General features: G+C 71.4%; 9 protein-coding genes. 7 read left to right on the top strand and 2 right to left on the bottom strand.

The window, feature by feature from the left end:
- Positions 1–100: 100 nt before the first annotated feature.
- On the bottom strand, positions 101–661 hold the full coding sequence (locus F8271_RS27920; protein ID WP_151492830.1) for a TetR/AcrR family transcriptional regulator: 561 nt from the start codon (positions 659–661) through the stop codon (positions 101–103).
- Positions 662–744: 83 nt separating this feature from the next.
- Between F8271_RS27920 and F8271_RS27915 the strand changes: the two genes are divergently transcribed.
- From F8271_RS27915 to F8271_RS27900, 4 genes are all read left to right on the top strand, one after another.
- Positions 745–1,191, top strand: a complete 447-nt coding sequence (locus F8271_RS27915; RefSeq protein ID WP_151492829.1) for a DoxX family membrane protein — start codon at positions 745–747, stop codon at positions 1,189–1,191.
- 24 nt (positions 1,192–1,215) lie between these two features.
- Complete coding sequence (locus F8271_RS27910; RefSeq protein ID WP_151492828.1) at positions 1,216–1,698, top strand: MarR family winged helix-turn-helix transcriptional regulator; 483 nt, start codon at positions 1,216–1,218, stop codon at positions 1,696–1,698.
- Positions 1,692–3,425 (top strand): ABC transporter ATP-binding protein, encoded by a 1,734-nt coding sequence (locus tag F8271_RS27905; RefSeq protein WP_151492827.1) that lies wholly within the window; start codon positions 1,692–1,694, stop codon positions 3,423–3,425. The genes F8271_RS27910 and F8271_RS27905 overlap by 7 nt, the downstream gene beginning before the upstream one ends.
- A gap of 218 nt (positions 3,426–3,643) precedes the next feature.
- Positions 3,644–5,566 (top strand): ABC transporter ATP-binding protein, encoded by a 1,923-nt coding sequence (locus F8271_RS27900; protein WP_225854815.1) that lies wholly within the window; start codon positions 3,644–3,646, stop codon positions 5,564–5,566.
- A 7-nt stretch (positions 5,567–5,573) separates the two neighbouring features.
- Here F8271_RS27900 and thrS read toward each other — a convergent pair whose 3' ends face one another.
- A complete protein-coding gene (gene thrS / locus F8271_RS27895) occupies positions 5,574–6,791 on the bottom strand; it encodes a threonine--tRNA ligase (RefSeq protein ID WP_151492826.1) in 1,218 nt (405 codons plus the stop codon).
- 506 nt (positions 6,792–7,297) lie between these two features.
- On the opposite strand from thrS, the gene F8271_RS27890 reads away from it, so the two are divergent.
- The 3 genes from F8271_RS27890 to F8271_RS27880 form a co-directional block, all read left to right on the top strand.
- Positions 7,298–7,912 carry a DedA family protein gene (locus F8271_RS27890; protein ID WP_151492825.1) on the top strand — a complete coding sequence of 205 codons (615 nt, stop codon included), beginning with the start codon at positions 7,298–7,300 and terminating at the stop codon, positions 7,910–7,912.
- Positions 7,795–8,103, top strand: a complete 309-nt coding sequence (locus tag F8271_RS27885) for a helix-turn-helix transcriptional regulator (RefSeq protein ID WP_151492824.1) — start codon at positions 7,795–7,797, stop codon at positions 8,101–8,103. The genes F8271_RS27890 and F8271_RS27885 overlap by 118 nt, the downstream gene beginning before the upstream one ends.
- A gap of 110 nt (positions 8,104–8,213) precedes the next feature.
- The coding region (locus F8271_RS27880; RefSeq protein WP_151492823.1) for a DUF998 domain-containing protein at positions 8,214–8,822 on the top strand (609 nt) is incomplete at its 3' end.

The following is an 8,822-nucleotide window of genomic DNA, read 5'->3' as shown; positions in this document are numbered from 1 at the left end:
CGATCATGGAGTTGTGGTGCCCCGTAAAAGGGGTGCCGATGGGCGAACCGCCCACCACAAGTCCATGATCGACGCGTTTGGGGGCGGGCGTTTGGGGCGATCAGGTCGCCAGGCGGCTCAGGACGTTGCGGGCTGCCTCGCGGGGGTTGTCGCCGACCCGCTCGGGCAGCGCGCCGGCCAGCCAGAGGGTCGCGAAGCCGTGCGCGATCGACCAGGCGGCGAGCGCGTCCCGGTCGGCGTCGGCGGGGACGCCGCCGACGGGTAGCGCCGCCACCCCGGAGCGGAGCGCGGCGCCGGCGCGCTCGCGGGCGGCGATCAGCTCGGCGTCGTCGGCCCGGTAGAGCTCCGGACGGAACATCACCTCGAAGTACGCCCGGTGCCCGACGGCGAAGTCGACGTAGGCGACGCCGGCCTCCAGCAGGTCGTCATCCGCCTCGGTCAACGTCTGGGTCAGCAGGTCGAACCCCTGGGCGGCGAGCGCGGTGAGCAGGCCCGCCTTGTCGCCGAAGTGGTGCGCGGGCGCGGCGTGCGAGACGCCGGCCCGGCGGGCCAGGTCGCGCAGGCTCAACGCGGCCGGCCCGACCTCCTCGATCGCGTCGAGCGCGGCCGCGAGCAGAGTGCGACGGAGGTCGCCGTGGTGGTACGAGCGCGTCTCGGTCATACCGGGATCCTATCTTGCCATTGACAAGATGCCAGCGCCTGACGCAATCTTGTCACCGACAAGTTGCTGCGAGGAGGATTCCGATGGCACCCCTGATCGCCCTGGTTCTCGGCACCGCGCTGGCCCGACTCGCCGGCCTGGCCGGCATCTCCGCACTCGACGGCTGGCACCCCGCACTGCGGGTCGGGCTGGCTCTGATGTTCGTGCTGACCGGCGTCGCGCACTTCGCGGGACAGCGCCGCGCCGACCTGATCGCGATGGTTCCGCCCCGACTGCCCCGGCCGGACCTGCTGGTCACCCTCACCGGCGTACTGGAGCTGGCCGGCGCCGTCGGCCTGCTGATCCCGGCGACCGCCCGCCTGGCCGCGGCCGGCCTCGGCCTGCTCATGCTCGCGATGTTTCCGGCCAACGTCTCGGCCGCTCGCCGGAGCCTGACTTTCGCCGGGCGTCCGGTCACCCCGCTCGGGCAGCGCACCGCCCTGCAGATCGTGTTCGTCGCCACTGCGGCGGTAATTTCGTTTGGCCCCTGACTATCAGGGGGCTAACCTGTGCCCGTGGAACTCGTCACCCTCCAGGACGTGCCGATCGGGCGACTGCTGGTGGTGGCCGGGCACCTCGTGGGGCAGCGTTGGAACCGCTACCTCGCCGAGGAGCACGGCCTCACCCAGGCCGGCATGGTCACCCTGATGACGCTCGCTCGTCATGGCGAGCTGCCGCACCGCGAGGTCGCCGAGAAGGGGTTCGTACGCCCGGCGACCCTGACCGGCATCGTCGACACGCTGGCCCGCGACGGTCTCGTCGAACGGCAGCGCGACGACAGCGACCGGCGCAGCATCCGACTCGCCATCACCCCCGCCGGGCGGGAGAAGGTTACCGCGCTCAGCGCACTCATGCATACCGAACGACCGCTCACCTCGATCGACGCCGACCCGGCGAAGGCCCAGGTGATCCGGGAGTTCCTGCTGGAGGTCATCGGCAGCGGGGACGACCCGCGGATGACCGGACGCCCAACCGAACCGAAGGACCCGGCGTGCTGATCCGACTCCTGCGCGGCCAACTGCGCACCTATCAGAGACCGTTGCTGGCGGTGGTGCTGCTCCAGTTCGTGGGCACCATGGCCTCGCTCTACCTGCCCAGCCTCAACGCGGACATCATCGACCAGGGCGTGGCCCGGGGCGACACCGACTACATCGTGCGTACCGGCGGCTGGATGCTGCTGGTCAGCCTGATCCAGATCGTCTGTTCCATCGCCGCGGTCTATCTGGGCGCGCGGATCGCGATGGGCTTCGGCCGCGACGTCCGCGCCACGCTGTTCGGGCACGTCAACCGCTTCTCCGCGCGCGAGGTGGCCCGGTTCGGAGCGCCCTCGCTGATCACGCGGAACACCAACGACGTGCAACAGGTGCAGATGCTGGTGCTGATGAGCTGCACGATGCTCGTCGCCGCACCGATCATGAGCGTCGGCGGCGTCTTCATGGCGCTGCGTGAGGACATCGGGCTCTCCTGGCTGATGCTGGTCAGCGTGCCGGTGCTCGCCATCACGCTCGGCGCGATCATCCGTCGGATGGTGCCGGGCTTCCGGCTGATGCAGACCCGGATCGACACCGTCAACCGGGTGCTGCGCGAGCAGATCACCGGCATCCGGGTGGTCCGCGCGTTCGTTCGCGAGCCGTACGAGACGGATCGCTTCGCCGCCGCGAACGCCGACCTGACCGCCACCGCGCTGCGGACCGGACGGCTGCTGGCGTTGATCTTCCCGGTGGTCATGCTGGTGCTGAACGTCTCCAGCGTGGCGGTGCTCTGGTTCGGCGCGCAGCGGGTGGACGCCAACGCGATCCAGGTCGGCGCGCTCACCGCGTTCCTGCAGTATCTGATGCAGATCCTGATGGCCGTGATGATGGCCACCTTCATGCTGATGATGGTGCCCCGGGCCGCGGTCTGCGCCGAGCGGATCGTCGAGGTGCTGGACACCGACTCCTCGGTGGCCCCCTCCACCGCCCCGGTCACCGAGCTGTCCAGCAGGGCCGAGCTGGAGCTGCGCGGGGTGCGCTTCCAGTACCCGGGCGCGGTCGAACCGGTGCTGCGCGACATCTCCTTCCGGGCGACGCCGGGCACCACCACAGCGATCATCGGCAGCACCGGTGCGGGCAAGACGACGCTGCTGTCACTGATCCCCCGCCTCGTCGACGTCACCGGCGGCGCGGTGCTGGTCGACGGCGTGGACGTACGCGACCTCGCACCCGACGAACTGTGGCGACGCATCGGGTTGGTGCCGCAACGGCCGTACCTGTTCACCGGCACGGTCGCCAGCAACCTGCGCTACGGCAACCCGGACGCCACCGACGAGGAACTGTGGACGGCGCTGGAGATCGCCCAGGCCCGGGACTTCGTGGCCCAGATGCCCGGCGGCCTGGACGCACCGATCGCCCAGGGCGGCAGCACCGTCTCCGGTGGTCAGCGGCAACGTCTGGCCATCGCCAGGGCCCTGGTCCGGAAACCGGAGATCTACCTGTTCGACGACTCGTTCTCCGCGCTGGACCTCGGCACCGACGCGCGGCTGCGGGCGGCACTGCGGCCGGTCACCGCACAGTCCGCCGTGGTGATCGTGGCCCAACGGGTCTCCACCATCGTGGACGCCGACCAGATCATCGTGCTCGAGAACGGAGGGGTCGTCGGAGTGGGACGACACGCGCAGTTGTTGGAGACCTGCCCGACGTACGCCGAGATCGTGGCCTCCCAGCAGACGACGGAGGTGCCGGCATGAGCGAGCCCGACGAGCCGCGGACCGCGACCGTACCCAGTCAGCAGCCCGCCGGCGACACCCCGCCGCAAGCCGGCGGTGAAGCCGCTCAGCAGCCCGGCGGCGAAGCCGCTCAGCAGCCCGGCGGCGAAGCCGCGCAGCAACCCGGCGGCGACACGCGGACGCCGAAGCGGCTGCCGCCCGGCCGTGCGGGCGGTGGGCCGCCGTGGATGAGCGCCGGGATGCCCGCCGAGAAGTCGATGAACTTCGGACCGTCGGCCCGGCGGTTGCTCGGTCGGCTCCGCCCACACCGGCTGCACCTGGCCGCCATCATCACCCTCGCGGTGGTGAGCGTCGGCTTCAGCGTGGCCGGGCCGAAGATCCTCGGCCACGCCACCGACCTCATCTTCACCGGGGTGATCGGTCGGCAACTGGAGCCCGGCACCACCACCGAGCAGGCCGCCGCCGCAGCGCGGGCCAGCGGCAACGGCAGCTTCGCCGACATGCTGGCCCGGATGGACGTGGTGCCCGGGGTCGGCATCGACTTCGACGCCCTGCGCCGGGTGCTGCTGCTGGCGCTCGGGCTCTACCTCGCGGCGAGCCTGCTGTCGTGGTGGCAGGGCTGGCTGCTCAACGGCGTCGTCCAGCGCACCGTGCTGCGGCTGCGCGCCGAGGTGGAGGAGAAGCTCAACCGGCTGCCGCTGCCCTACTTCGACCGGCAACCCCGAGGCGAGCTGCTCAGCCGGGTCACCAACGACATCGACAACATCTCCACCAGCCTCCAGCAGACCCTCAGCCAGCTGCTCACCTCGCTGCTGACGGTGGTCGGCGTGTTGGCCGTGATGTTCTGGATCTCGCCGCTGCTGGCCCTGGTGGCCCTGGTCGCGGTGCCGCTGTCGGTGCTGGTCACCCAGCGCATCGCCAAGCGTTCGCAGAAGCAGTTCATCGCCCAGTGGACGCACACCGGCGAGCTGAACGGCCAGATCGAGGAGGCGTACACGGGCCACGAGCTGGTGAAGGTCTTCGGCCGGCAGCGCGAGGTGGAGGCGGCGTTCCACGCGAAGAACGAGGAGCTGTTCCGGGCCAGCTTCGGCGCGCAGTTCATCTCCGGGATCATCATGCCGTCGATGATGTTCATCGGAAATCTGAGCTACGTGGCGATCGCCGTGGTCGGTGGGCTGCGGGTCGCCTCCGGCTCGATGAGCCTCGGTGACGTGCAGGCGTTCATCCAGTACTCCCGCCAGTTCACCCAGCCGCTCACCCAGCTCGCGTCGATGGCCAACCTGCTCCAGTCCGGAGTGGCGTCCGCCGAGCGGGTCTTCGCGGTGCTCGACGCCGACGAGCAGACACCCGACCCGGCCGAGCCGGTCCGGGTCGCCGACCCGCACGGCCGGGTCGAGTTCGAGCATGTCTCGTTCCGCTACGAGCCGGACAAGCCGCTGATCGACGACCTGTCGCTGGTCGCCGAGCCGGGGCACACGGTGGCCATCGTCGGCCCGACCGGCGCCGGCAAGACCACCCTGGTCAACCTGATCATGCGGTTCTACGAGCTGGACGCCGGCCGGATCACCCTCGACGGGGTGGACATCACCACGATGCGCCGCGACGACCTGCGCGGACGGATCGGCATGGTGCTCCAGGACACCTGGCTCTTCGGCGGCACCATCCGCGACAACATCGCCTACGGCCGGCCGGACGCGACCGAGGAGGAGATCGTCGCCGCAGCCCGTGCCACCTTCGTCGACCGGTTCGTGCGCAGCCTGCCCGACGGCTACGACACGGTCATCGACGAGGAGGGCAGCAACGTCAGCGCCGGCGAGAAGCAGCTGATCACGATCGCCCGGGCGTTCCTCGCCGAACCGTCGCTGCTCATCCTCGACGAAGCCACCAGCTCGGTGGACACCCGCACCGAGGTGCTGCTCCAGCGGGCGATGGCGGCGCTGCGCTCGGACCGGACCAGCTTCGTCATCGCCCACCGCCTCTCCACCATCCGCGACGCCGACCTGATCCTGATGATGGAGAACGGCCGGATCGTCGAGCAGGGCACCCACGAGCAGTTGCTCGCCGCCCAGGGCGCGTACCACCGGCTCTACCGGTCCCAGTTCACCGGCGCGGTGGTCGACGAGGAACCCGCCGTTCCCGCCGCCCAGCCCGCGTCGGTCTGAGGGCGGGTCAGTGCGGCGGGAGCAGGTCGGCCGCGCGGGCGGCGACCTGCCCGCCGATCAGGGCCAGCGCGGCGTCGACGGGCATCGGGTCCAGGGCGCGGCCGCCGCGCGGGCGCAACGCGAGGCGACCGTCGGCCACCTCCCGGGCGCCCAGCACCCCGAGGTACGGGACGCGGCGGCGGGCCGCGTCCCGGATCCGGGCGCCCAGCGAGCCGGCGACGTCGACCTCGACCCGCAGGCCGGCGTCGACGGCCCGCCGGGCCAGCTCCGCCGCCGCGTCGGCCTGCCCGTCGTCCACCGGCAGCACCACCAGCTGCACGGGCGCGTACCAGGCCGGGAAGGCACCCTCGTGCACCTCGATGAGGTACGCGAACAGCCGTTCCATGCTGCCGACGAGGCTGCGGTGCAGCATGACCGGCCGGTGCCGGCTGCCGTCGGGACCGGTGTACGACAGGTCGAACCGCTCCGGCTTGTCGAAGTCGAGTTGGATGGTGGAGATGGTCGACTCCCGGCCGGCCGCGTCGACGATCTGGATGTCGATCTTCGGCCCGTAGAAGGCGGCCTCACCGGGTGCCTCGACGTACTCCACCCCGGCCAGTGCTCCCCGGAGCAACTCCTCGGCGCGGGCCCACTGCGCGTCGTCGCCGACGTACTTCCCGCCCGGCCCGCGCACCGACAGCCGGAGGCCGGCCGGGCGGACGCCGAGCGCGGCGTGCGCCTCCCGGATCAGCCGCAGAACCTCCGCGACCTCCTCGCCCACCTGCTCTGGCGCGCAGAAGGTGTGCGCGTCGTTGAGCGAGATGGCGCGTACCCGGGACAGCCCGCCGAGCACTCCCGAGCGCTCCGAGCGGTACATCCCGCCCAGCTCCGCGATCCGCAGCGGCAACTCCCGGTAGGACCGGCCCCGCGCCCGGAACACCAGCGCATGGTGCGGGCAGAGCGCCGGGCGGAGCACGAACTCGTCGTCGGCGCTCAGCCGCATCGGCGGGAACATGTCGTCGGCGAAGTAGCCGAGATGGCCGGAGAGCTCGAAGAGTTCACGTTTGCCCAGCGGCGGCGAGTAGACGTGCTGGTGGCCGGAGCGGCGCTCCAGCTCCCGGACGTACTCCTCGACGGCGTGCCGGGCGGCGGCGCCGGCGGGCAGCCAGATCGGCAGGCCGGCGCCGGCCAGCGGATCGGAGACGAAGAGGTCCAGCTCACGGCCGAGCCTGCGGTGGTCGATCATGTCGGGCTCCTGGATCGGGTACGACCCGGGAGCGACCTCGACACCGAACGCCGCGCGGGCCTCGGGAGCGGATCGCCCCGGGGCCTGGTCGACGGTGGTTACGTCAGAGCGGCGCGCCGGGGACACCCGGCGTCGTGGTCACCACTACCGCACTGCGCATTCCGCGACGCTACCCATCGGGCGGTCGAGGACGCACCCGGATTTACGGCGGCAAGGGAGGAGGCGGGCCGCCGGCGCGGGACCCGCCGGCGGCCCTGGCGGCCCGAAAACGTCAGGAACGGGGGACCCGACGGGCGGAGCCGCGCCGACAACGGTACGCCGACGAACGCCGATCCGCCGACCGCTCCGGCACGGGTGGAACCGTCACCCGAGGCTGGTTCGCCTCGTTGTACCTGGGTGGCCCGGTCGTGTCGACGGTCACGACGGGGTGGGGCTGTCCACGGTGACGCCGGACACGCCGTCAGGCTCGAGACACCCAATCGGCCGCATTCGGCGAGGTGGCAGGCGTGCCCGAACTACTGACTGACGTCGCATCGCCGACGTGGGCGTACCTGGTGCTGCTCGGCTTGCTGATCGCGGACGCGTTCGTACCCGTCATCCCCACCCAGATCGTCATGATCACCAGCGGTGCCCTCACCGTCTACGGCGGGCTCAGCCTGCCGGTCACCATCGCCGTCGGCGCGCTCGGCGTGTTCGCCGGGGACCTGGCCTGCTACCTGCTCGGTCGAGGTGCGCCCGACCGGCGGGCACCCCGGCACGCCGAGCCCAGCCGGGCCCGCCGGGTGGCCATCCGGGTCACCCAGGGGCTCCGGCAACCCGGGCCGCTGGTGATCCTGCTCTGCCGATTTGTGCCCGGTGGCCGGATGGCGGCCTGCTTCTCGGCCGGTCGCAGCCGCTACCCGTACCGGCTGTTCGTGCTCTACGAGGCGATCGCCGCGCTCGGCTGGGCCACGTACGGCGCGCTGGTCGGGCACCTCGGCGGCACCGCGCTCACCGAGTCGGCATGGCGGCTTGCCATCATCGCCACCGCCGCGGCGGCCAGTTTCGCGGCGGCCGGCTGGGCGATGACCCTGGTCGCTGCCCGCCACGCCCGCGCCGCAACCGACATCCCCATCGACTGAGTGTCGACAGACCTGCGGGTATAAGCCCGGCCCAACTGGCCGAGGCGGCGGGGTTGACTCAGGCGCGTATCAGCCAGATTGAAAGCGGCGGGCACACCAGCCTCGAAACCCTCCGCGCCTACGTCACCGGCCTCGGCGGCCACCTTGAGGTCGTCGCCCGCATTGGGAACATCCCACTGGACGTTGCGTGATCTGGCGAGGTCACCTCCTCGGGTCCGGGTGCCTGTAGGGGTGGTCCCTGGGGACGATTTCGGTGGGCTTCCCCGATTCGGCTCGGGTACCCGCGGCGACAGGCTGAGGCATGCCTGGAACCCGGACTACCGGCCTACTGGCCCTCGGCGGGATCGCCATGGCGGCTGTCCTCACCGTGATCGGTCACCTCGAAGTCAACGACGACCTCAACCCGTGGGCGTTGACCATCAGCGACTTCGCCGTCTCCGACCGGGGCGGCGCCATCGACGTCGCCATGGTGGTGCTGGCGTTCGCCACCGTGGCACTGCTGTCCGGCCTGCGCCACACCGGCCCGCCCCGACGCAACGTCGGCCGGACGGCCGAGCTGCTGCTCGGCGCATGGGTGGCCGGGCTGCTGGTGGCCGCGGTGGTGCCGACGAACGAGCCGGGCACCGCCATGACCACCACCGCGTACGTGCACCGGTACGCCTCGGTGGTCGCCTTCCTGGCGCTACCGGTCGCCGGCTGGCTGCTCGCCCGCCGACCCGACCTGACAACCGCCGCCCGGCCGCTGCGTGCCCTCGTCCTGCTCAGCCTGGCTCTGGCAGCGGCCATGATCTGGTCCGCCTACCCCGGCGACCGAATGCTCATCGGTCTGGCGGAACGCCTCCTCATCGTCACCGAGGTAGCCGTCCTGGCCACGGTAGCGATAACGCAAACCCGCGCCGCCACCGCCACC

The sequence above is a fragment of the Micromonospora sp. ALFpr18c genome (assembly GCF_008868155.1).
Taxonomy (GTDB): Bacteria; Actinomycetota; Actinomycetes; order Mycobacteriales; family Micromonosporaceae; genus Micromonospora.
The sequence above is the reverse complement of the archived record's forward strand: the minus strand, read 5'-3'. Positions and strand labels throughout refer to the sequence as shown.

Excerpts from the sequence above, each read along its gene's own strand:
- F8271_RS27885 (WP_151492824.1), top strand. The coding sequence starts at position 7,795 with ATGGCGGCTTGCCATCATCGCCACCGCCGCGGCGGCCAGTTTCGCGGC.
- thrS (WP_151492826.1), bottom strand. The coding sequence starts at position 6,791 with ATGATCGACCACCGCAGGCTCGGCCGTGAGCTGGACCTCTTCGTCTCC.
- F8271_RS27920 (WP_151492830.1), bottom strand. The coding sequence starts at position 661 with ATGACCGAGACGCGCTCGTACCACCACGGCGACCTCCGTCGCACTCTG.
- F8271_RS27915 (WP_151492829.1), top strand. The coding sequence starts at position 745 with ATGGCACCCCTGATCGCCCTGGTTCTCGGCACCGCGCTGGCCCGACTC.
- F8271_RS27900 (WP_225854815.1), top strand. The coding sequence starts at position 3,644 with ATGCCCGCCGAGAAGTCGATGAACTTCGGACCGTCGGCCCGGCGGTTG.